Annotated in this window: 14 protein-coding genes and 1 pseudogene; 10 read left to right on the top strand and 5 right to left on the bottom strand. The window is 71.4% G+C overall.

The genetic code is table 11. The features are described from left to right. The first annotated feature begins 294 nt into the window (after positions 1-294). The 5 genes from WME96_RS17195 (at position 295) to WME96_RS17175 (ending at position 6006) form a co-directional block, all read left to right on the top strand. On the top strand, positions 295-1371 hold the full coding sequence (locus WME96_RS17195) for a hypothetical protein (RefSeq protein WP_437291198.1): 1077 nt from the start codon (positions 295-297) through the stop codon (positions 1369-1371). 36 nt (positions 1372-1407) lie between these two features. Then, complete coding sequence (locus WME96_RS17190) at positions 1408-2385, top strand: fumarylacetoacetate hydrolase family protein (protein ID WP_437291197.1); 978 nt, start codon at positions 1408-1410, stop codon at positions 2383-2385. A 58-nt stretch (positions 2386-2443) separates the two neighbouring features. Next, entirely contained in the window at positions 2444-3595 is a 1152-nt protein-coding gene (locus WME96_RS17185) for a 4-hydroxyphenylpyruvate dioxygenase family protein (protein ID WP_437291196.1), read from the top strand. Continuing rightward, positions 3595-4755, top strand: a complete 1161-nt coding sequence (locus WME96_RS17180) for a homogentisate 1,2-dioxygenase (protein ID WP_437291195.1) — start codon at positions 3595-3597, stop codon at positions 4753-4755. Before WME96_RS17185 ends, WME96_RS17180 begins: the two co-directional genes overlap by 1 nt. Before the next feature lie 354 nt (positions 4756-5109). Further along, on the top strand, positions 5110-6006 hold the full coding sequence (locus WME96_RS17175) for an SGNH/GDSL hydrolase family protein (protein ID WP_437291194.1): 897 nt from the start codon (positions 5110-5112) through the stop codon (positions 6004-6006). A gap of 4 nt (positions 6007-6010) precedes the next feature. Here the strand turns inward: WME96_RS17175 and WME96_RS17170 are convergent, their stop codons facing one another. Further along, the gene (locus WME96_RS17170; RefSeq protein ID WP_437292327.1) at positions 6011-6934 is read right to left on the bottom strand and encodes an alpha/beta hydrolase family protein; all 924 of its coding nucleotides are present in this window, start codon (positions 6932-6934) and stop codon (positions 6011-6013) included. Positions 6935-7588: 654 nt separating this feature from the next. Between WME96_RS17170 and WME96_RS17165 the strand changes: the two genes are divergently transcribed. After that, positions 7589-9178 (top strand): amidohydrolase family protein, encoded by a 1590-nt coding sequence (locus WME96_RS17165; RefSeq protein ID WP_437291193.1) that lies wholly within the window; start codon positions 7589-7591, stop codon positions 9176-9178. Here the strand turns inward: WME96_RS17165 and WME96_RS17160 are convergent. Together WME96_RS17160 and WME96_RS17155 are read right to left on the bottom strand one after the other, a co-directional pair. Further along, positions 9146-10129 (bottom strand): asparaginase, encoded by a 984-nt coding sequence (locus WME96_RS17160; RefSeq protein ID WP_437291192.1) that lies wholly within the window; start codon positions 10127-10129, stop codon positions 9146-9148. The two genes, WME96_RS17165 and WME96_RS17160, sit on opposite strands and share 33 nt — an antisense overlap. Before the next feature lie 7 nt (positions 10130-10136). After that, positions 10137-11099, bottom strand: coding sequence for an SMP-30/gluconolactonase/LRE family protein (locus WME96_RS17155; protein ID WP_437291191.1), 963 nt, complete (start codon positions 11097-11099; stop codon positions 10137-10139). 482 nt (positions 11100-11581) lie between these two features. Between WME96_RS17155 and WME96_RS17150 the strand changes: the two genes are divergently transcribed. Further along, positions 11582-12295 (top strand): DUF6796 family protein, encoded by a 714-nt coding sequence (locus WME96_RS17150; RefSeq protein ID WP_437291190.1) that lies wholly within the window; start codon positions 11582-11584, stop codon positions 12293-12295. 122 nt (positions 12296-12417) lie between these two features. On the opposite strand, the gene WME96_RS17145 is transcribed toward WME96_RS17150, so the two are convergent. Beyond that, entirely contained in the window at positions 12418-15135 is a 2718-nt protein-coding gene (locus tag WME96_RS17145) for a kelch repeat-containing protein (protein WP_437292326.1), read from the bottom strand. 228 nt (positions 15136-15363) lie between these two features. Then, a pseudogene (locus WME96_RS17140) lies at positions 15364-15654 on the bottom strand (kelch repeat-containing protein); the annotation flags it as partial. Positions 15655-15971: 317 nt separating this feature from the next. Here WME96_RS17140 and trpS point away from each other — a divergent pair. The 3 genes from trpS to WME96_RS17125 all read left to right on the top strand — a co-directional run bounded on the left by trpS (position 15972) and on the right by WME96_RS17125 (position 21733). Then, complete coding sequence (gene trpS / locus WME96_RS17135; RefSeq protein WP_437291189.1) at positions 15972-17048, top strand: tryptophan--tRNA ligase; 1077 nt, start codon at positions 15972-15974, stop codon at positions 17046-17048. A 483-nt stretch (positions 17049-17531) separates the two neighbouring features. Beyond that, the gene (locus WME96_RS17130) at positions 17532-20738 is read left to right on the top strand and encodes a DEAD/DEAH box helicase (protein ID WP_437291188.1); all 3207 of its coding nucleotides are present in this window, start codon (positions 17532-17534) and stop codon (positions 20736-20738) included. Then, entirely contained in the window at positions 20735-21733 is a 999-nt protein-coding gene (locus WME96_RS17125; RefSeq protein WP_437291187.1) for an SWIM zinc finger family protein, read from the top strand. Before WME96_RS17130 ends, WME96_RS17125 begins: the two co-directional genes overlap by 4 nt. Positions 21734-22486 lie beyond the last annotated feature (753 nt).

Genomic DNA, 22486 nt, shown 5'->3' with positions numbered 1-22486 from the left:
TGCGCGCGGCCGTTCTATTGATGAGCACACCACGGAGAACGCATGAGCATAAGGACGAGGGCGTCGAGACGTCGGGGCGAGGTTGGCGCGGGGTTCCTGGCCGTCATCCTCGGCATCACATCCTTCGATAGCTTGGCGCGGGCACAAGCGCAGCCCGAAGCAGCGCCGGCGCCCACGGGCGAAGACCCGCCGATCGCGGAGCCCGCGGCCGAGCCCGCGAGCCCTTCCACAGACGCGAGCGCGGCGCCTGCGCCGCCTGCGGAAGCTGCCGCGCCGGCGCTGCAAGGCGCTGCCGTGACGGTCCCGGCCCCGCCGGCGCCGCCGGCGGCGGAGGAGCCATGGAAGAAGCCGATCAGCGTCGCGGCCTGGGCGCGGGTCGGAGGTCGCCTGCAGAACCCCGGCGCGCGCGAGAAGATGGACCGGCTGCTCGGGGACGGAGAGCTGGATCTGTCGTTCTCAGGCGAGATCAACCGGTTCATCGGGTTGCAGGGCGCGATCGTCGCGCAGTTCGGCCCGACCCCGACCGGGGGCAACATCGCGGGCAGCGCTACTCTCCGTGACGTCATCGCCAAGTTCCAGTTTCATGATCTGCTGAACGTCTGGATCGGCCGGATGATCGTGCCGTCGGATCGCTCCGCCTTCTCCGGGCCGTGGTCGATGGGGCCGTGGAACTATCCCGGGTTCTTCGAGCCCTATGCCCCGCCGATCGGTCCAAGACAGGGGCCTCTCGGGCGCAACGATGGGGTGACCGCCTGGGGCAAGGTGGCGGGCGGGCTGTTCAAATATTACGTGGGCGCTTTCAACCTGCATGACTCTGCGGTGAGCCCGCTCTACACGGCGAGGCTCAACGTGAGCTTGCTCGACCCGGAGCCAGCCTATTACCAGAAGTCCACGTACCTCGGAGAGAAGAGCATCCTCGCGCTCGGCGTGGCAGGTGAAGTGCAGAAGGAAGGCTCGGTCGAGTCGCTGCCGCCCCCCGCGCCGGACACGCCTCCAGGCGTCCCGCGCAAGGACACCTACATGGAGGTCAACGCCGATCTCCTGTTCGAAAAGAACCTCGACACAGCGGGCACGCTCACGCTCGAAGGCGCATTTTACAAGTACTTTGGCGATTTCGAGAGGTTCGACCATTCCTATTTTGCCCTCGCGAGCTACCTCACGCCGAACAACATCGGCGTCGGCAAGCTGCAGCCCCTGGTCCGGCTGCAACAGGCGAAGCTGAAGAACGCCGACCCCTATCTGCTCATCGATGCCCAGATGGGCTACATCATCGAAGGGCACGCAGCGCGCGTGGCGCTCGGCTATCAACGGAGCGATCTGTCGGGGGTGAAAGGGAATGCCCTGTTCCTCGGTGTCCAGCTGCAGAAATGATGGGATCACCGTGACGCACGAGGAGCTCGCACCCGCATGAAGCTCGCCTCTCTCCGCGGCCCCGGCCGCGACGGCACGCTCGTCGTCGTCAGCCGCGACGGCCTCGCCTGCGCGCCGGCTGGCAGCGCGTTCCCCACGCTCCAGGCCGCGCTCGACGACTGGGAGCGCGCCGAGCCCGCGCTCCGGCGCATCGCGGACGACATCGAGCGCGGCGGCGCGGGCGTGGCCCCGCTCGCCGTGGAAGAGCTCGCCGCGCCCCTGCCTCGCGCGTACGAGTGGATCGACGGGTCGGCGTACATCCAGCACATCGTGCTCGTGCGCAAGGCGCGCGGCGCCGAGCCGCCCGAGACGCTCACGACCGATCCGCTGGTCTACCAGGGCGGCTCCGGCGTCCTGCTCGGGCCGACCGACGACATCGTCCTGCGCGACGAGGCCTGGGGCCTCGATTTCGAGGCCGAGGTCTGCGCCGTCCTCGGCGATACCCCGCAGGGCACGCGCCGCGACGAGGCCCACCGGCACATCCGCCTGTTCCTGCTGGCCAACGACGTGACGCTGCGCAACCTCGTGCCCGCCGAGCTCGCGAAGGGCTTCGGGTTCTTCAGCTCGAAACCGGCCACGGCGTTCTCCCCGTTCGCGATCACGCCCGATGAGCTCGGCGACGCGCTCCGCGACGGGCGCGTCCACCTGCGGCTCCGCTCGACCTACAACGGCGCGCTCATCGGCGATCCCGAGGCGGGCCCGGAGATGCATTTCTCGTTCTTCGACCTCATCGAGCACATCGCCAGGACCCGCAGCTTCACGGCCGGGACGATCCTCGGCAGCGGCACCGTCTCGAACCGGGATCCGGCGCGCGGCGTGTCGTGCCTGGCCGAGAAGCGCACGCTCGAGATCCTCGAGCACGGGGCGGCGAGGACGCCCTTCATGAGACCGGGAGACACGATCATGATCGAGATGCTGAGTCGCTCGGGAGAGAGCCTGTTCGGGCGCATCGCGCAGCGGGTGGTGTCCGGATGAGCGCCCCGGCGAAGCGGCCCATGCTCGACGGCCGGCCCCCTCGCGACGGAGGACTGAAATGACAAAGGTCGAGTCGATAGGCATCAAGCGGGTGGAGGCGCTGCATTATTATGTGCGCGACCTCGAGCGGAGCCGCAGGTTCTACACGGAGAAGCTCGACTTCCAGGAGACCGCCGCGAGCTCGCCCGAGCTCAACGCGGCGGCGGCGCAGCGGTCGGTCGTCTTCCAGGCCGGCGAGTGCGCCATCGTCTGCTCGCAGCCGCTCGGCGAGGGCGGGCGGGCGTGGCGCTACCTGCGCAAGCACCCCGACGGGGTGGGCACGATCGTCTTCGAGGTCGAGGACATCGACCGCGCCTTCCGGCTGCTCGACGGCCGCGGCGGCACGCCGATCGACGAGATCCACCGCGCGACCGACGGCGGCGGCACCTTCGCCTCGTTCTCGATCACGACGCCGTTCGGGGACACCACCTTCCGCTTCGTCGAGCGGCGCGGCTACACCGCGCTGTTCCCCGGCTGCGTGGCCTACGACGCGCCGCGCGGCGGCGAGAACCGGTTCGGGATCGCCCGGTTCGATCACATCACCTCGAACTTCCAGACCATGGCGCCCGCCCTGCTCTGGATGGAGCACGTGCTCGGGCTCGAGCCGTTCTGGAAGATCGCGTTTCACACGAACGACGTCGCCAGGGACACAGGCCACGGCTCGGGCCTGCGCTCGGCCGTGATGTGGGACCCGGGCTCGGGCGTGAAGTTCGCCAACAACGAGCCCTACCGCCCGCACTTCAAGAGCTCGCAGATCAACGTCTTCAACGAGGAGCACCGCGGCGACGGGGTGCAGCACGTGGCGCTCGCCGTGGACGACATCCTCACGGGCGTGCGCGGCATGCGCGCGCGGGGCGTGGAGTTCATGCCGACCCCGCCCGCCTACTACGACATGCTGCCCGAGCGCGTGCGGCAGCTCGGCATCGAGCAGATCGACGAGGACGTCGCGGCACTGCGCGAGCTCGAGGTGCTGGTGGACGGCGACGGCGCGCGGTCGTACCTGCTCCAGATCTTCCTCAAGGAGTCGGCCGGCACGCACCGCGATCCCGACGCCGGACCGTTCTTCTTCGAGCTCATCCAGCGCAAGGGCGACCGCGGCTTCGGCGCCGGCAACTTCCGCGCGCTGTTCGAGAGCATCGAGCGGCAGCAGAAGGCGGAGGGGCACGGCTGATGCTCGACCGCGTCGTCGCGGGCACCGTCCCCCGCAAGCACCACATCGCCCTGCGGGGCGAGGCGGGGGAGCTGCGCTACGAGGAGTGCCTGACGCGCGAGGGCTTCGACGGCCCCTACACGATCGCCTACCACGAGCGCCGGCCGCACGAGCACCGGGCAGCGCCGGCCGAGCACGGCTTCGCGCTGCCTGTCGCCGCGCCGCCGCGCCCGCTCGCGAAGCGGCACTACCGGTCGCAGGACCTGCCGCGGCGCGGCGGGCCCGCGATCGACTGCCGCGCGCCGCTGCTCTTCAACGACGACGTGGTGATCGGGGTCGCCGAGCCCGACGCCGCCGATCCGGTGTACTTCGCGAACGCGGACGCCGACGAGCTGTTCTTCATCGTTCAGGGCGGCGGCGTCCTGCGCACGATGCTCGGCGACCTGCGCTTCGAGCAGGACGATTACGTCGTCGTCCCGAAGGGGCTCTTCTACCGCTTCCTCCCCGACGCCGCGCCCCAGCGGTGGCTCACGATCGAGGCCGCGGGCCTCCACCTGCCGCGCCAGTGGCGCAACGAGGTCGGCCAGCTCCGGATGGACGCGCCGTACTCGCACCGCGACTTCCGGCGGCCCACGTTCGTCGGCCCCCTCGACGAGGGCATCCGCGCGCTCGTCGTGAAGCGCGGCGGCGCGTTCCACGGCTTCGCCTGCGAGCGCTCGCCGCTCGACGTCGTCGGCTGGGACGGGACGGTGTACCCGTTCGCGTTCCCGATCCTGAGCTTCCAGCCGCGCGTCGGGCTCGTCCACCTGCCGCCCGACTGGCACGGCACGTTCGCCGCGCGCGGCGCCCTCGTCTGCAGCTTCGTGCCGCGCCCGGTCGACTTCCACCCGGAGGCGGTCCCCTGCCCCTATCCTCACTCGTCCGTCGACTGCGACGAGTTCCTTTTCTACTGCCGCGGCAACTTCACCTCGCGCCGCGGCGTCGGCCCCGGCAGCATCTCGCACCACCCGGCCGGCGTCCCGCACGGGCCGCACCCCGGCGCCTACGAGGCGAGCCTCGGGAGCCGCGAGACGAGCGAGCTCGCGGTCATGCTCGACACGACCCGCCCGCTCACGGCCACGCCGGCCGCGCTCGCCGTCGAGGACCCGGCCTACCAGGACAGCTTCATCGCGGGCGCCTGACCGGAGTCAGGCGCTCTCGCCGGGCTGGTCTGCGGCGCGCTGGCCGGCGGCTGGACGGCCGACGCACGGCAAGCCTCGTAGTTTTCGGCGAACACCGAATTCGACTCTCGCCCGAATTGTTCAGTCCACCAATGCGAGCGTGACGTCTCGAATCGATGCATAGGCGAGTATACCTATACCTCGCTCCGGGTGGCTCGGGTACGAAGTCGTGGCAATCACCTCGCTTGGCATCCCCCCGCCAAGCCGTGGAGTGAACGCCGTCCCTTCGATGCATGGATACGTCGTTGACACAGGGCAAATGAGGGTCTCTCGCGCCCTGGAGCCTCGACACCAAGCGGAACCTGGAGAAATGAAATGCGATCAATACGCCGCTACGTCGCCACGAATCTGAGCGTTCTCGGTCTCCTGAGCATCGGCCTCTACGCCTGCGGTGAGGCCAGTGACGGTGGTACGACCTCGACCAGCGGAGGCACCACGGACGGGGCCACCAGCGGCCCGGGGTCCACGGTCACGGTCGGCACGGGCGGTATGGACCCTGGCGGAGCCGGCGGCTCACCCGCCGTGAGCACCTCGGGCAGCGGTGGCGCAGGCACCGCGGAGGCCAGCAGCTCGACCAGCAGCGGAGAGACGAGCGTCACGACCGGCGGCGCGGACGCGTGCGTCAAGGGCCAGACCAGGGGAAATCAGGTCGCGGTCATCGGCGAATCATTCATCGCCGCGACGCACGGCATCACGCAGCAGATCGAGAAGCAGGCCAAGGCGAACGGCTCCCTCGCCGAGGGCGAGCGCTACATCGACAACTCGGTCAGCGGCACGACGCTGGCCAACGATCAGATCCCCAGCCAGTACCGCAAGGCCGCGGAGAACGGCATGATCAAGTACGTGCTGATGGACGGGGGCGGGAACGACTGCTTGCTGAGAGGGGACGGCGACGGAGCCCTCGCGGCGGCGGAGTCCCTGTTCGAGACCATGGCGGAGGACAACGTCGAGAAGGTGCTCTATTTCTTCTATCCAGACCCCATCGGAAACCAGTTTGCGTCGCTCAAGTCCTGCCTCGACACGCTCCGACCGAAGATGAAGGAGCTGTGCGACGGGCTCACGGCACCGAAGTGCTACTGGCTGGACCTTCGTCCGGTATGGAACGGACACAACGACTACACGCAAGATGGAATCCACCCCACCGCTGCCGGTAGCATCGCCACCGGAGATGCAGTCTGGGAATCGATGGTGGAGAACTGCGTCGCGCAGTGACGCGTCACTTCATGTACGTGTCGAACCATTCGAGCATCTGGCTCGGGTCCTTCGCGAAGTAGGTGTATCCGTCCCACCGCCGCGTGGTCCCTTCGATCCAGAACAGCTTTTTCTGGACAATCGGGATGTTGTCGTATATCGCCTGGACGTCATCCGGCCTGGTGTAGAGATCGTCGCGGACCTGGTACAGCAGCGTCGGGACCATGACGCTTTTCGCCCACGGGACTGGCGAGAAGTCGTCCAGCTTGAAGCTTGTGTGAAGCCTGATACGCTCCTCCAGGTCGTCGATGCGGTCGGCCGGAATTCCGAGTCGTTCCAGCGCCCGCTCGAGCGCGACGCGGCCGGAGAGGGGCTGCGGCGAGACCATGCAGCGGACACCATCGAATGCCTCCGGGTGTTTCGTCATGGCGAACATGGTGGCATTGCAGCCCACACAGCGGCTGAACAGACCGATGGCCATGTCGCGCAGGTCCCGGCGGCTGCGCACGTAGCTCAACGAGCCGATGACGTCGCGGGCTTCGAAGCGTCCCACGGTGAAGATGCCGCCGTTGGCGGCACCGCTGTGGCCGAAGTTGCGAAGGTCGTAGGCGAGCACGTTGTAGCCGGCGTCGTGGAGGATCTTGTAGTCCGGTACGAAGTTCACCTCGAAATCGTTGCCGGTTGCGGCGCCGAGCGACCTCCAAGGCTCCAGATGTGACGGAAGCCCGGAACGGCTGAACCAGCGCGGGTGGTTCGCGATGATGATCTTGTCGGAGCCGGACGCCGGGATGAACCAGCCTTCAAGCGGCACGCCGTCCTGCGACGGGAAGGTGACATCTTCGTAGGTCAAGGCGTGCTCTGCCGGCGAATGCAAGATCGGCGAGCGCAACGACACACGGAAGCTATCTGCGATGGTCTGCAGGACCTTCTCGATCTGAGTTTGTGCCATGGCCTCCTGCTGTGCAGGGGGGTTGGTCTCCTGGACCGATCGAGACATAGGGCTTTCTCCTTGAACGGTTGGTGGAATTCTAGGACGGGACGGATCGGCGTGACACCAACGGCGTGTCCGGTCCGTCTGCACCCGATCTACGTCCGCGGGCCCACTCACGCCAATCCGATCACGACAATCCGTCATCCGATCGCGACAGCGCGCTGCGCGTCGAGCGATGCGACGGCCGCGCGGCCGGCTCGCCCGAGCGCGGCGGGCGCTTGGCCCCCCTGCGCCGCTTGCTCACCCAGCCCTCCCGCGGCCAGCCGGGCCGGCGGGCGTCGAGAAGCTGCCGGGCTCACCGGGCCACGGATTCGCGACGGTTCGCCCCCGCGCGGTCGCGCCGGGTCCCCCCCAGATCCCGGGCGCGCCGGGCTGCTGCTGAGGCAGCAGCGGCGCTGAGGCGCTGCTCGGATCCGAGCACCGCGTGGCGGCTGGCGACGCGCGGATCCAGGCAGGGCGCGGGGCAGGAGCGCCGAAATCCAGAGTCGGCGAGCGCGTCGTCGTCGGCGGCGGCGCCGGGGCACGCGCGTTGCACGGTGCGGCGCGCCAGTACGACGAATCGACCTTACAACGGCGACCTCGGCGCGCCCCCTGCCCTTTCCGGAGTCTTCAATGACCGACCGTATCGCTCGTCTCAAGGCCTCGCCCTCCGTGGCGGTCAAGGAAAAGCTCGACTATCCCGTCATCGACACGGACATCCACACCAACGATTACACGCCGGCCCTCGAGGACTTCGTCGCCACGTACGGCGGCGCCAAGCTCGTCGACGATCTGCGCAAGGCGCTGAGCTCCCGCCGCCGCAACGCCGAGAACAGCAGCGGCAAGGACTGGTACGCGCAGACGCCTGAGGAGCGGCAGCACTACCGCACGGTCAGGTCGCCGTGGTGGGCGCGGGTGACGCGCAACACGCTGGACGTGGCCACGTACCACCTCCCCTCGCTGCTCGCCGAGCGCCTGGAGGAGCAGGGGTCCGATTACTCGGTGCTGTTCCCGAACAACACCCTCGCGCCGCTGGCGGTGAAGGATCCGGGCCAGCGGCAGGCGCTCCAGCGCGCGATCAACCACTACCACGCGGACCTGTTCCGCAAGTACAGCGACCGCCTCACCCCGGTCGCCGGCATCCCGCTGAACACGCCGCAGGAGGGCATCGAGGAGCTGGAGTTCGCCGTCAAGAAGCTGGGCCTCAAGGCGATCAACATCGCCGGCGGCGTGCGTCGTCCCATCAAGGCGATCGCGGAGAAGTACCCCGCGGACCAGCACCCGGAGATCGCCAAGTACGCGACGTACATCGATTTCTACGGTATCGACAGCGAGCACGACTACGATCCTTTCTGGGCGAAGGTGGTCGAGCTCGGCGTGCCCGTGCTCACCCATTACGGGAGCCAGGGCTGGACGGGGCGCTCGTCGATCAGCAACTACATGAACAACCACATCGGCCATTTCGCCGACGGCTCGGAGGCGTTCGCCAAGGCGCTGTTCTTCGGGGGCGTCACGCGCCGCTTCCCGGGGCTGCGCATCGGCATGCTCGAGGGCGGCGCGGACTGGGGCGCGCGGGTCTACATCCACCTCGTGGACCGGTTCCAGAAGCGCGGCCCGGAGGGCCTCAAGCACTATGACCCGGCCGCGACCGACCGCGCGCTCCTGAGCGAGCTGTTCCGGCGGTACGGCGGGGATCTCGTGAAGGGCCGCTCGATCGAGGGCGAGCAGCTCATCGCGGACACGCTGGGCGCCGGGTACACGAGCGACGCGCGCCAGCCTGGGCCGGAGCACCGCAACGACTTCGCGGCGGCGGGCATCGAGAAGATCGAGGACATCCGCGATCGCTGGGTGAACAACTTCTTCTTCGGGTCCGAGTCGGACGACCGCACGATCGCCTCCGCCTTCAACGCCAGGGCGAACCCCCTCGGCGCGAAGATCAACGCCATCTACTCCTCGGACGTCGGCCACTGGGACGTCCCCGATCTCACCGAGGCGCTCGCGGAGAGCTGGCACCTCGTGGAGGAGGGCGTGATCAGCGCCGAGGACTTCAAGGCCTACGTGTTCGAGAACCCGTACAAGCTCTACACGGAGGCCAACGCGAGCTTCTTCAAGGGCACGCGCGTCGAGGAGAAGCTGAAGCGGCAGGGCGCCGGCGACGAGCGGCGCGCCCCGCAGCCGAGGGGCGACGGGTCACCCGCCAAGCCGCTCGAGATACGCGCGTAGGCCCGCGGCGTCGAGCCCGGCGCCCAGCGCGAACATCAGCGCGAGCCGCGCCTTGGGGCCCGAGAGCGCGCCCGCGGGGATCACCCCGAGGTCCCGGAGCCGCCGCCCGCCGCCGGGCGCGCCGTACGTCGGCGTGACCCGGCCGCCGGGGCAGCGCGAGCTCAGCACGACCGGGGTGCCCGCCTTCACGAGATCGCGAATCGCGTCTTCCCAGCTCCCGCAGACGTTCCCCGCGCCCGAGCCCTCGATCACCACCCCGCGCGCCCTCGCGTCGAGGAGCGCGCGGAGGAGGAGATCGTCCATGCCGGACGCCATCTTGACGAGGTAGACGCGCGGCTCGGGGTCGACGAGCGGCAAGGTCGGCGTCCTCGCGGGGCGCGCGTGGATGCGCACGCCCTCGCCGTCGACCGAGCCGAGCGGCCCCGCGCCCGGCGAGGCGAACGTGTTCATCGCGGTCGTGTGGGTCTTCATCACGCACCGCGCGGCGTGGATCTCGTCGTTCAGCGCGACGAGCACGCCGAGCCCGCGCGCCGCGGGCTCGACCGCGATCCGCGCCGCGGAAACGAGGTTGCGCGGGCCGTCGGTGCCCGCCGTGCTCGCGTCCCGCATCGCGCCGGTGAGCACCACCGGGGTCTCCCCGTCGAGCAGCAGATCCAGCGCGAATGCGGTCTCCTCCAGGGTGTCCGTGCCGTGGGTGACGATGACGCCGCTCACCGCGGGATCGGCGGTGAGCCCGCGCACCACGCGCGCGAGCGCCGCGATCCGGTCCGGGCCGAGGTTCCAGCTGCTCTCCAGGCAGAACTCGGTGACCGCGATGTCGGCCACGCGGGCGAGCGCGGGGACGTCCGCGACGAGCTCCTCCGCGCGGACGGCGGGCACCGCGGCCCCGGTCTTCGGGTCGACGCGGCTCGCGATGGTGCCGCCGGTGGTGACGAGGTGAACGCGAGGCATGGCGAGATCACCTCATGTGCGCGAGCGGGAGCCCCGCGACGGGCGCGCGGAACGAGATGAGCCGCGACATGGCGAGAGACCCCATGTAGCAGGTGCGGAGATCGGGGCCGCCGAACGCGATGCTCGTGGGGAGCTGCAGGGTGTTCCCCGCGCAGGCGCCGAGATCCATCGGCTCGATGGTCCCGCTCCTGAGCTTCACGGTCAGCTCCTCGAGGGTCGCGGGGCGCGGATCCTCGAAGACGGTCTGGTAGCTGCCGTCGGGGAAGACCACCGAAACGCCGTTGCGGCAGACGGCGACCACCCAGATGTTGCCCTCGGCGTCGAAGGCGAATCCATCCATGAGCCCGCCGATACCGAGGCTGTCCGGCCCGAACTGCTCGCGCTCGCCCAGGCTGCCGTCGTCGCGCACGGGGAAGCGGATGAGGCGGCCGGGGACGGTCTCGACCGCGTAGAGGAACCGCTCGTCGGCGTCGAGGCGCACCTCGTTCGTCAGGCTGAGGTTGTCGGCGACGATGCGGGGGCCCTTCTCGTCGACGAGCACGATGTACCCGTCGCGGATGTTGCCCACGACCGCGTTCCACCACGGAAGCTGCCGTGTCAAGACGGAGATCCAGAGGCGATCCCGCGAGTCGACGAAGCAGAAGTTCACGGCGCCGAGCGGCTTGCCGTCGATGGAGTCGAGGAGGACCTCGGACCGGCCGTCGCGGTGGAGCTTGTGGACCTTGCCGCCGGACAGGGCGGCGACGATGAGGTTGCCCTGCCGATCCATCGCGATGCCGTTCGGCTCGCCCACGTCGGGGCCGAGCGTCGCCTGCCGTCCGTCGGGATCGATGCGCGTCGCGATGCCGCGGGCGTCCGAGGTCCAGAGCGTGCCGTCGGGCTCGGCGATCACGCACTCGGGCCGGACGAGGCCCTGTCCAACGGTTTCGATTCGCGACAGATCGAGGGTGAACCCCCTGACGGATGACATCGAATGACCTCCCGGCACGGCACCGCGCCGCGCCCTCTCGACGCCGGCGAGCCTAACACCCCCCTCGAGCAGGCGACATCAGGAGCAGCCGCTCCGCCCCGGGCCGGCCCAACCCGAACCAACCCTGCACACGAGGATCGCGAGCCCGGCGCAGCGGGCGAAGATTTGCGATGTGGAGCGAAAATTGCACCTGCACAGAAACCGTCACGTAACGCCGGCGTGCCACACTCCGCGCCAGGCTGTTCCAGGACACGGAACAGGTGAAACCCCGAGAAGAAAACGAACCACAGAGGCACAGAGGGCACAGAGTTTTTTTGTTGTTCCTCTGTGTCCTCTGTGCCTCTGTGGTTCAAATCTCTTCATTCCTGGGTGTTTCACTCTGATGGCGCTCTAGACTGGTGCGATCGTCTTCCCCTTCCCTACGCATGCTTGCAGCCTCGGCGGGGCGCACCGGCAGGGTGCCTCTGCAGGCGAGACCCACGATGGATAGTGACGTCCTCCCGTTCGTTCGTATCAGCGGCCTGTTCGCGGCCCTCGGATCGTTGATCTACGCGGTCGGCGATGTGTTCCTGCTCGCGCCGAAGGTCGGCCCGACCCGCGGCGTCCCCCTGCCGATCGACACGGTGGCGCGCCCCGAGCTGCGGCGGCGCGCGGCGCTCCTGGCCAACCTGTCCATCCTCCCGCCGAGGCGGCTCCTCTGGGGTGGGCTCCTCGGCGTGTTCGCCGCGCCGCTGGTGCTCGCCGGCGTCTATCCGATCTACCAGGGGCTCCGCCCGGCGGGCGTGGCGTGGGCGCTGCCGCCGGCGCTGCTCTTCGCGTATGCGATCGCTGTCGGCCCGTTCGTCCACGGATCGTTCATCTACCTGGGCGAGACCGCGCAGGCGCTCCGCGCCGGCGGCCCCGCCAGGGACGCGCTCTTCGCCGTCCTGGAGCGCCAGCACGGCGTCATGCAGCTCGGGTATGCCGTCATCTTCCTCTGCACGCTCGTCGCGTCGCTCTGGTTCTCGGCCGTGGTGGCGAGCGGGCGCACCGCCTTCCCCACCTGGATGGCCGCGGTCAACCCGGTCGCCGCCACCCTGGTCTGGCTCGCCGCGAAGCGTGCCCTGCCCGCGCGGGCGCGCGAGTACACCGAGGGCGCGGGGTTCAACATCGCGTACGTGATCTTCTTCGCGCTGACCACGGCGACGCTCTGGTAGCGAGCGTGGGATTCCGCACCCACGCGAGCGACGAGGTGCGCGAGGCCGCATCGGCGTGACGAGCGACCCTGGCGAGGCGCTGGAGCATGAGCGCGGCGGCGCTGCTCACGTGGAGCGGCGGATCACGTGGGGCGGCGGACGCTCTCGGAGCGCCGTCGTAGCCGCGTGGAGGCGAGCGCCCCGAGGGCGAGCAGCCAGGCCATCGCCGGCTGGCTGCCCGGCGTCATGCGGCAGCCGCCGCCCCCTCCTGCGCTCGGCGGATCGCCGCCGCTGCTCTGCGCGCCGGTCGTGCTGGCGCCCGTGCTCGCCGAGGCGTCGCTGCCTGCGCCGGCCGTGACGGTCGTGGTGGATGGGGCGCCACCCTCATGGCTGGTATCGCCGCCGTGGCCACCGGCGGCACCGCCGCCGGCCCCGATGTCGCTGCTGGAGCCGGTGCCGCCGCCGCTGCTGCTGGGCCCGCCGCCATGGCCGCTGCTCGTGATTCCGCCACCACCACCGCTGGCATCGCCGCCGCCGCCGGTGGCGGCGCCGCCTGCGCCGCCTGCGCCGCCGTCGCCGCCGGCGTGCCCCGCCGCGCCGCCGCCGGGGCCGGTGGAGTCCCCGCCGCCTTCGCCGCTGGCGTGTCCCCCGGGGCCGCCTTCGCCGCTGGCGTGTCCCCCGGTGCCACCATCGCCTCCCGTGCCGCCCTCGCCGCCTGCGCCGCCACTGCCCCCGCCCTCGCCCGGCACGCAGGCGCCCGCCTGGCACGCCCCGCGCGACGCGGGCTGCGCGGGGACATAGAGCCACGCATTGTCGATAAACTGATACCCCGAGGTCACGTAGTACTTCGACCTACCGGCGCGGCCGCCGGCGATCAGGACACGGCCGTCGTCGAGCCGCGCCGTCGCGTGACTGTTGATCATCACGTCCAGGGCCGGCCCGAGCGCCCAGGTGCCGCTCGCCGGATCATAGATCTCGGCGGCGACCGCGCCGTCGTCCGAGTCTTGCGAGTCGCCAACCACCAGGACCCTGCCGTCGGAGAGGAGCACCGCTCCATGGGACTTCCGTGCCGTCGCCATCTCCCCCGCCGAGGTCCACGTGTCGCTCGCCGGATCGTAGATCTCGGCCGTCTTGCCGCTCTCATCGCCGGTGCTTCCGACGACGAGCACCCGGCCGTCCGGGAGCAGCGTCGCCGTGTGCTCCGAGCGACCCCAGCCCATCGGGGCGACGGGGGTCCACGTGTCGCTCGCCGGGCTGTACACTTCGGCGCTCGCCAGCAGGGACCTTCGATCCTCGCCGCCCGCGACGAGGACCCGGCCGTCCGGTAACAACGTTGCCGTGTGGCGCGCCCGCGGCACGTTCAAGGGCGCTCTCGGGGCCCACGTGTCGGCGACCGGATCGTAGATCTCGACGTGGATGCCGCCGTAGCTGCCCGACTGGTCGCCGCCGGCGACGAGGACCCGGCCATCCAGGAGCCGCGTGGCGGTGCTCACGAAGCGCGGCGCGGCTGTGGTCGCGGCCGGCGTCCACACGCCCGTCGCCGGGTCGAATCGCATCGTCGGCGAGGGGGCCCAGAGCGAGCCCCGGCCGATCACAAGGACCGTCCCGTCCTGGAGCAGCGTGGGTGTCATCGCATAGCGCAAGCCACCGACCGCTCTGGCCGGCTGCCAGGCGCCCGTGCTCGGATCGTAACGGACCCAGACCGTCTCACTCCCGGTCCGGCTGTCGAGCACGCCCTCGCCGATCACAAGGACCGTCCCGTCCGGGAGCACCGTGGGATTGCCTCCAACGAAGATGCCCATCCGACCCGTTTCTCGCCACCCCTCCTCGGTGCCGGGATGATCGCAAGGCGTACCGTCAGGCGTCGCGGGCGCGGGCGCCGCGCACCCGGCCGCGGGGTCGCACACCGGCGCCTCGTGGCACTCGTCGGCGGGCACGCACACCGCGAGGCTCGACCCCACGCAGGCGCCCCCCACACAAGCGCTCGCCGTCGAGCACGCGTCGCCGTCGCTGCACGGCGTCCCATCCGGCGCGGCAGCGCCGCCGACGCACGCCCCTGCCTCGCAGACGCCCCCCGCGATGCAAGCGTCCGCGTCGTCGCAGGCGACGCCCGTGAGCGGCGCGCAGACGCCGTCCTGCGGCGCGCCCGAGGCGGTCGCGCAGGCGTCGCAGGGGCCGGCGCAGCGCGCGTCGCAGCAGACCGAATCCGCGCAGAAGCCGCTCCCGCAATCGCTGTCCGCGTCACAGCTCGCGCCGAGCTGCGATCGCTCGCGGAAGAGCACGGCGGACGCCGTCGGGGTCGAGGCGCCGACGTACCCGCCGGCGACGAGCACGCTGCCGTCCCTGAGGAGCGTCGAGGAATGGTACGCGCGCGCCATCGTGACCGGCGGTTCCACGTCGAGGCTCGACCAGGCGCGGGTCGCCTCATCGAAGAGCGCCATGGTCGCGTAGAAGGGAACGATGAACTCTGACGAGTCCCTCGGGCGGCAGGGCTCCACACCCCCGGTCAGCAGCACCCTCCCGCTCGGGACCAGCGATGTGCGCGTCCCCCGGATGCTCGAGCTGTTCGGCCGGCACGGCGTCGAGGCCGGAGCATACGGCCCGGGTGTCGCCTCCCAGCGGTCGTCTTGCGGGAGGTAGATCTGCGAGAAGGCGTGAACCTCCGGGTCCGGACCGTATTGGGTACCTCCCACGACCAGGACACCGCCGCCCGGGAGCGTCGTCGCGTCAGGGTAAGCGTACCCCCCCGTCGCCAGCACGGCCCCGAGCTCCACGGTCCAGAGGCGAGTCTCCAGGTCATAGAGGCTGCAGTCGATCCCGACCGCCATCACCCGGCCGTCGTGGAGCAGCGTCGCGGTCATGGGGGTGAGTCTGGACTGGGCCTCGCATAGCGGGAGTCTGGTCCAGCTGCGCGACTCCGGGTCATAGACGGCCGCGTCCAGCTCGGGGGTTAAAATCTCGAGCTCCGACGAGGCCATGCCGACCAGCACCGGCCTGCCGCCGGCGAGCATCATCGACGGCGAGGGGTTGGGCAGGCGCAACCGCCCCACGAGCGTCCACGTGTCGCTCATCGGGTCGTAGATCTCTGCCGAGGCGAGCTCTGGCGCGTAGGACCACATGCTTCGTCCCCGGCCGCCGGCCACGAGGACCTGGCCGCTCGGAAGGAGGATGGCCGCGTGTCCGCTGCGGCCGTGGGAGAGCGGCGCCGCGGGCGACCACGTCCTGGTCGCCGGATCGTAGATCTCGACCTCCCGGAGGCTCACCGCCGTGTTCTCGTCGGTGTACAGCCCCACCTCGTCCACCTCCGTGTACCCACCCGCGACGAGCACCCGGCCATCCTGGAGCACCGTGGCCGTGTGCTCGCCCCGCGGGGTGATCATGGGCGGCACGCTCTCCCACGACGGCGCGCCGTCCGCCCGCGCGACGCCCGTGGGCAGCATCGCCAGCCCGCCGGCGAGGACGCTCCCGAGCCTCGACATCGATAGTTTCATCGTCATTTCCCTCCGCCGCCCTCAGGTGCCTTCGGCCCGGTGGGCATTCACCGCAGCACGGAACCGCCCGGCGCGACGCCACCTCGGCGAGCCGCCGCGCGCGCTCACGCTCCGGTCGTTCGAACCGGCGAGCCCGCCCCGCCCCCGTGGGCCCAGGACAAGGCGGGCGTTTTCCCGTAGAGTGCCGCCGTCACAGGAGACCCAGCATGGACGAGATATACTCAGGAACTTACGAGGCCGCGCTCGATCGGAGCGCCAAGCTCGAGGCCGATCTGATCGCGAATCCCGGGAAATACCGGGTCATGACCGGCGACCGGCCCACCGGGCGGCTCCATGTCGGGCACCTCTTCGGCTCCCTCCAGAACCGCGTGCGCCTTCACCGGCTCGGGGTCCACACCTTCATCCTGATCGCGGATTACCAGGTGCTCACCGACCGCGACACCTTCGAGAACATCTCCGAGAACATCAAGCAGCTGACGATCGACTACATCGCAGCGGGCATCGACCCGGAGGACGGCAAGACATTCATCTTCCCGCACAGCCACGTTCCCGAGCTGAACCAGCTCCTCCTCCCGTTCCTCACCCTCGTCACGAACGCCGAGCTCGACCGCAACCCGACCGTCAAGGAAGAGATCCAGGCCGCTGGGCTCAGCCGCATCAACGCCGGCATGTACACCTATCCGGTGCACCAGGCCGCGGACATCCTGTTCTGCAAGGGCAACGTCGTGCCGGTCGGGAAGGACCAGCTGCCGCACCTCGAGCTCACCCGCACGATCGCGCGCCGCTTCAACGAGCGCTTCGCCTCGAAGAAGGCCGTGTTCCCCGAGCCCCAGCCGCTCCTGAGCAAGACACCGGTCGTCCTCGGCCTCGACGGCTCGCAGAAGATGAGCAAGAGCCGCAACAACGCCGTCCTGCTGAGCGCCACCGCCGACGAGACGGCTGGCCTGATCAAGAAGGCCAGGACGGACTCCGAGCGCGTGATCACCTGGGACCCCCAGAACCGCCCCGAGGTCGCGAACCTCCTCACGCTGCTCTCGCTCTCCACGGGAAGGGACCAGCGCGAGATCGCCGACTCGATCGGCGACGGCGGCGCGGGGAAGCTCAAGGCCTTGCTCGCGGAGAGCCTGAACGACTACCTCGCCCCGCACCGTGCGAAGCGCGCCGAGCTCGAGGCGAACCCCGACTACATCCGGAGCGTGCTGCGCAAGGGCATCGACGAGGCGCGCAAGTTCGCGAGCGCGACCCTCGACGAGGTGCGCGACGTGATGAACATGACGATCTGACCGCGTGTCACGGGCGTGGCAGGCTCCCTGCCGGTCTGCCGCGGCGCGCAGCGCCGCCGGCAGCAGCGGTTTGTTGGTCGGGAGACAGAGAGGCAGAGAGACAGCCCGGCTCCAGAGCGGCATCCGCGCGGCGTGAGCCGATTCAGGTCGGCGCGTGACGCCGAGGGCGTCGCTCCGGCACGAGCGACCGGACCGAACCGCGCAGATCTCGCGAGCACAGCGACGGTTCGCCGATCGAGCAACAACCCACGCACCACCCATTCCCTCGATCGATGTCGTTTTCTACGATCCCCGCGCCGAGTCGGCGGGACATCAGGGGTTCCAAAATAAACTGGCAAACCGAGACATTGTCTCGCAAGGGGTCACAGGGCCGCAGGGACGATGTCAGCGGGTGCGCTCCTGCCCGGTCCATCGTTTTTTCCACCTCGCGACGCGCGAAGTCCCTTTTCCTCTCCGTCGGTTGTGCAATGAATTGACGCGCCGATGCCGCTCGTCTTTTTGCCCGACGATGTCCGGTTGTTCTTCTGGGGCGACACCGACGCTGACCGGCGCGCGGCCCGGTCGCTCGGCGCGACCACCCCGGCGGAGGCGATCGTGGTGTCCGAGGCGGGCCGGGTCGAGCGGAGGGCTGGCGAGGCCGCCCCGTTGCTCGACGGCATCACCGCGCTCGCCAGCATGGCCCAGGAAGACCTCGGGCGAGCGCCGCCGTCCGTCGCGGCGTGGAGCCTGGCGAGCAAGCTGGCGCTCGACCTCGTGGTGCGCGAGCGGGTCGTGCCCCGCGTCACGCCCGGTGACGGAGGCGGCGCGGAAGCGCGCTGGGCGGTGTCGCTCGCCGCCCCGGAGGACGCCGCGCGCGTCGCGGCGCTCGCCCGCGCCATGCCTGTCGCCGCGCACGCGGTGCCCGCGGCCGCGCACGCCGAGCCGGCCGCCGCCAGGGGCGGGCGCCCGCGGGCGGCCGCCGCCCCGGAGGTCTGGTCCGCCGAGGCCCTGCTGCGCGCCTTCCTGGACGCCGTGGCCGACGCGCTCGCGCGCGGCAGCGCGACGAACCCCCCGAAGCCGCCGCTGCGACCGGCGCACGCGCCCTGGGAGCACCGGCTGGTCCTCGCCCTGACCGGCGAGCGGCGCGCCTTCGCCACGGAGGGGCTCGCCGAGCGCGCGCTCGCGGCCGACCTCGACGCCTGGGTCCGGCCGGCGCTCGGCGCCTGCGACGCGCTGCGCGCCTGCTTCCGGCTGGAGCTGCCGGAGGGCGACCGCGGCTTCGCGCTCGGCTTCCTGCTGCAGGCGACCGACGATCCGAGCCTGCTCGTGCCCGCCGCCGACGTGTGGAAGGCCAGGGGGCGCACGCTGAAGGCGCTCGGGCGCGCGTTCTCCGACCCGCAGGAGGCGCTCCTCGGCGCGCTCGGCGCCGCGGCGCGGCTGTTCCCGCCGATCGCGCGGGCCCTCGGCGAGGCGAGGCCGGAGCGCGTGGCCCTCGATCCCGCCGAGGCGTGGGCGTTCCTCGCGCAGGCCGCCCCGGCGCTGGGCGAGGCCGGGTTCGGCGTGATCGTGCCGGGCGAGCTCCTGGCCTCGGGGCAGCGCCGCCTGCGCCTCCGCATGCGCGTCGGCGCGACGGGCCGCACCGCCGGCGTCGTCGCGGGCAGCGCCGGGCTCGGCCTCGACGAGGCGCTCGACTTCCGGTGGGAGGCGGCGCTCGGCGACGAGGCGCTCTCGACCCGGGAGCTCGCCGCGCTCGCACGTCAGAAGTCGCCGCTCGTCCGGCACCGCGGGGAATGGGTGGTCGTGGTCCCGGAAGAGCTCGCCGAGATCCAGCGGCGCCTGGAGGCCGGCGGCGGGCGCCTCCCGGCGCGCCGGGCGCTGGAGGTCGCGCTCGCGGGCGAGGCCGACATCGCCGGCGTGGCGGTGTCCGTGGTCGCCGAGGGGGCGCTCGCGCGGGCCATCGAGCGGCTGCGCGCCGGCGCGGAGCGCGCTGCCGCGCCGCCCGAGGGGTTTGTGGGGACGCTGCGCCCGTACCAGGCGCGCGGCGTCGCCTGGCTCCAGACGATGGCGGGCCTCGGCCTGGGCGCCTGCCTGGCGGACGACATGGGGCTCGGTAAGACCGTGCAACTCCTCGCTTTTCTGGTCGGCCGGCGGGCGGCGGCGCCCGGGGACGCGCGCCCGACGCTGCTCGTCGCGCCGACGTCGGTCGTGGGCAACTGGGAGCGCGAGGCGGCGCGCTTCGCCCCTGCCCTGCCCCTCGTGCGGCACCACGGCGACGGGCGCGCCCGCTCCGCCGAGGAGCTCGCGGCGCGCGCGTACGGCGCGAACGGCGGCGGCGCCGCGAACGACAACGGCGCGGCGGATCACGACGGCGCGGCGGACCACGACGGCGCGGCGAACGACGACGGCGGCGCAGGCGGCCCGAACGGCGCTCGCGCGGCGGCGGCGGTGCACGGCGCGCTCGTCATCACCACCTACGGCCTCCTGCGCCGCGACGCCGCGATGCTCGCCGGGGTGGACTGGGCGGCGGTCGTGCTGGACGAGGCGCAGAACATCAAGAACGCCGCGTCGCGCACCGCCGCCGCCGCGCGCGCGCTCCGCGCACCGCACCGCTTCGCGCTCACCGGCACGCCCGTCGAGAACCGCCTCGCCGAGCTCTGGTCGATCCTCGAGTTCGCGAACCCCGGCCTGCTCGGCCCGCTCGAGGCGTTCCGGCGCGCCTACGCGGTGCCCATCGAGCGGTACGGCAACCGGGAGGCGGCGGAGCGGCTCCGGCGCGTCGTCGGGCCGTTCTTGCTGCGCCGCGTGAAGAGCGACCCGGCCGTGGCCGGGGACCTCCCGCAGAAGAGCGAGGCCCGGGTCTACTGCACGCTCACGCGCGAGCAGGTGACGCTCTACCAGGCGGCGCTCGACGAGGCGATGCGCCGCATCGAGGAGGCCGAGGGCATGGCCCGGCGCGGGCTCGTGCTCGCGCTCCTGACGATGCTCAAGCAGATCTGCAACCACCCCGCGCAGTGCCTCGGGGAGGCGGGGCCGCTCGCGGGCCGGTCCGGCAAGCTCGCGCGCCTCACGGAGATGCTCGAGGAGGCGCTCGCGGCCGGCGATCGCGCGCTCGTCTTCACGCAGTACCGCGAGATGGGCGACCGGCTGGTCCGGCACCTCGCGCCGGCGCTCGGCGCCGAGGTCCTCTTCCTGCACGGCGGCACGCCGCGGCCCGCGCGCGACGAGATGGTGCGGCGGTTCCAGGAGGATCCGCGCGGCCCGCGCGTCTTCGTCCTCTCGGTCAAGGCCGGCGGCGCGGGGCTCAACCTGACGGCGGCGAGCCACGTGTTCCACTTCGATCGCTGGTGGAACCCCGCGGTCGAGGACCAGGCGACCGATCGCGCGCACCGGATCGGGCAGCGGCGCGCGGTGCAGGTCCACAAGCTCGTGTGCGCCGGCACCGTGGAGGAGAAGGTCGACCGGATGCTGGAGCAGAAGCGCGATCTCGCGGCGCAGGTGGTGGGCCAGGGCGAGGCGTGGATCACCGAGCTCGACAACGTCGCGCTGCGCGAGCTGTTCGCGCTGTCCCGGGACGCCGTGGCGCTCGCGGGCGAGCTCGACGACCGCGACGAGCCGGAGGGCGACCAGGGCGACGAGCGCGAACCGGCAGCGGGGCGCGCGCGGAGCCGGCGGCAGGGCGCGCGGCGCGCGCGCGGCGAGGCGCGGACATGAGCTCGCCGGCGCGCTGGGCGCCGTTCCGCCGCGAGGCCGGGCCGAAGCCGCCGCCGCCGGCGCGGGGCATCCGGATGAACCGGGCCGGCACGACCTGGTGGGGCAAGCGCTGGGTCGAGGCGCTGGAGCGGATGGCGCCGGACGACGCGCGCCGCCTCGCGCGCGGGCGCACGTACGCGCGGGCCGGGCGGACGCACGATCTGGAGGTGAAGCCGGGCCTCGTGGTCGCGCGCGTGACCGGCTCGCAGCCGAAGCCGTACAAGGTGATCCTCACCCTCGCGCGGCTCGACGACGCCACGTGGGCGCACGCGATCGCCGCGATGGCGAAGCGGGCGAAGTTCGCGGCGGAGCTCCTCGCGGGCCGGATGCCGGAGGACATCGACGAGGCCTTCCGGAGCGCCGGGACCAGCCTGTTCCCGGCGAAGCCCGAGGACCTCACCACCGCCTGCTCGTGCCCCGACTGGGTGAACCCGTGCAAGCACGTCGCGGCGACCCACTACGTGCTCGGCGAGGCGCTCGACAAGGACCCGTTCCTGCTGTTCGAGCTCCGCGGCCGCACGCGCGAGCAGGTGATCGAGGCGCTCCGCGCCGCGCGAGCCGGCGCCGCGCCCGGCAAGCGGACGGGCGGGGGCAAGGCCGCTCCCTGCGAGAAGGACGCGCCGCCGATCGCGACGGTGACGCTCGGCGAGATGGCGGCGAGCGACTTCGACGCCTGGCGCGAGCCGCCGCCGGCGCTCGACGTGGCGCTGGAGCCGCCCGCGGCCCACGCCGCGCTCCTGACGCAGCTCGGCGAGCCGCCGGGCTGGCGCGAGGAGCGCTCGCCGGCGGAGCTCCTCGGCCCGCTGATCCGGGCGGCCTCCGAGCGGGCGCGGGAGATCGCCATGGCCGAGGGCGCCCCGCCACCCCCGACGTCGCCGAGCGCCGGGAGCGCGCCGGGGTCATCGGTCACCTCCGCGCGTCGCGCTCGCGGCGTCCGTCATCGACGCCCTGCCTGACCGGCTCGACCTCACTCGGACCTGGGCGCGGCGGCGACATGGCAAACTTTGCCATCGCCCCATGGCAAGAATTGCCAGCGAGGCAAACGTTGCCAGCAGGCGTCGCTGCGGCGAGTTCGGCGACCTCGACGTGGGTCGCGTCGGGGTCCGGCAACCAGGCCATCCCTTCCGTGGGATCGCGCGCTCGGCATACCGGATGCTTCCGGCGGGGGTCCAGGCGGCGCGAGGCCCTCCCTCGCCGCTGGCCCGGCTATCGAATCTGGCCATCGCATCCGAGAGACCCAGGACGCATCTTCCCGCCACAGCCCGGGATGCCGTGGTGTGGACGCGGCCCCTTCGACACGGCCCGAGCCGCCCTGGCGGTGCGCGCCGGCGTCACCCATTTTGTGAACCGATCGTGAACCGAGCAAAGCACCTTCGCGGCGGCGCGAGCCAGGAACAGAGAAGCTCGCGACAGAATGTAATGCTTGCCCCGGACGCAAACACCATTCATATTCCCGTCGCGCTCGGTTGTAACTGATCGCGAGAGCGACCGGCGCTCGAGCAAGGCATCGCAGGATCGTCACCTCGAACGATCCAGAAGGCCGCGCTGCATGACAGCGCGGGCCGCGGCGGCGCGTGTCCAGGCCATGGCGAGCGTGCTTGACCCACTCACCAGGCCTGCGCGCGGCGTTCTCCAGCGCTCGCCTGGGCTCCATCTCTCTTTCTCCTCGAGCGCGCGCCCATCGGTGGGCGCGCGCTCGTCATCGTGAT

This window comes from Sorangium sp. So ce406 (genome assembly GCF_051474675.1).
Classification (GTDB): domain Bacteria; phylum Myxococcota_A; class Polyangia; order Polyangiales; family Polyangiaceae; genus Sorangium; species Sorangium cellulosum_G.
The sequence above is the reverse complement of the archived record's forward strand: the minus strand, read 5'-3'. Positions and strand labels throughout refer to the sequence as shown.

Coding starts and splice junctions, on each gene's coding strand:
- WME96_RS17185 (WP_437291196.1), top strand. CDS start 2,444: ATGACAAAGGTCGAGTCGATAGGCATCAAGCGGGTGGAGGCGCTGCAT.
- WME96_RS17175 (WP_437291194.1), top strand. CDS start 5,110: ATGCGATCAATACGCCGCTACGTCGCCACGAATCTGAGCGTTCTCGGT.
- WME96_RS17160 (WP_437291192.1), bottom strand. CDS start 10,129: ATGCCTCGCGTTCACCTCGTCACCACCGGCGGCACCATCGCGAGCCGC.
- trpS (WP_437291189.1), top strand. CDS start 15,972: ATGGACGAGATATACTCAGGAACTTACGAGGCCGCGCTCGATCGGAGC.
- WME96_RS17165 (WP_437291193.1), top strand. CDS start 7,589: ATGACCGACCGTATCGCTCGTCTCAAGGCCTCGCCCTCCGTGGCGGTC.
- WME96_RS17125 (WP_437291187.1), top strand. CDS start 20,735: ATGAGCTCGCCGGCGCGCTGGGCGCCGTTCCGCCGCGAGGCCGGGCCG.
- WME96_RS17155 (WP_437291191.1), bottom strand. CDS start 11,099: ATGTCATCCGTCAGGGGGTTCACCCTCGATCTGTCGCGAATCGAAACC.
- WME96_RS17150 (WP_437291190.1), top strand. CDS start 11,582: ATGGATAGTGACGTCCTCCCGTTCGTTCGTATCAGCGGCCTGTTCGCG.
- WME96_RS17130 (WP_437291188.1), top strand. CDS start 17,532: ATGCCGCTCGTCTTTTTGCCCGACGATGTCCGGTTGTTCTTCTGGGGC.
- WME96_RS17180 (WP_437291195.1), top strand. CDS start 3,595: ATGCTCGACCGCGTCGTCGCGGGCACCGTCCCCCGCAAGCACCACATC.
- WME96_RS17190 (WP_437291197.1), top strand. CDS start 1,408: ATGAAGCTCGCCTCTCTCCGCGGCCCCGGCCGCGACGGCACGCTCGTC.
- WME96_RS17145 (WP_437292326.1), bottom strand. CDS start 15,135: ATGACCGCGACGCTGCTCCACGACGGCCGGGTGATGGCGGTCGGGATC.
- WME96_RS17170 (WP_437292327.1), bottom strand. CDS start 6,934: ATGGCACAAACTCAGATCGAGAAGGTCCTGCAGACCATCGCAGATAGC.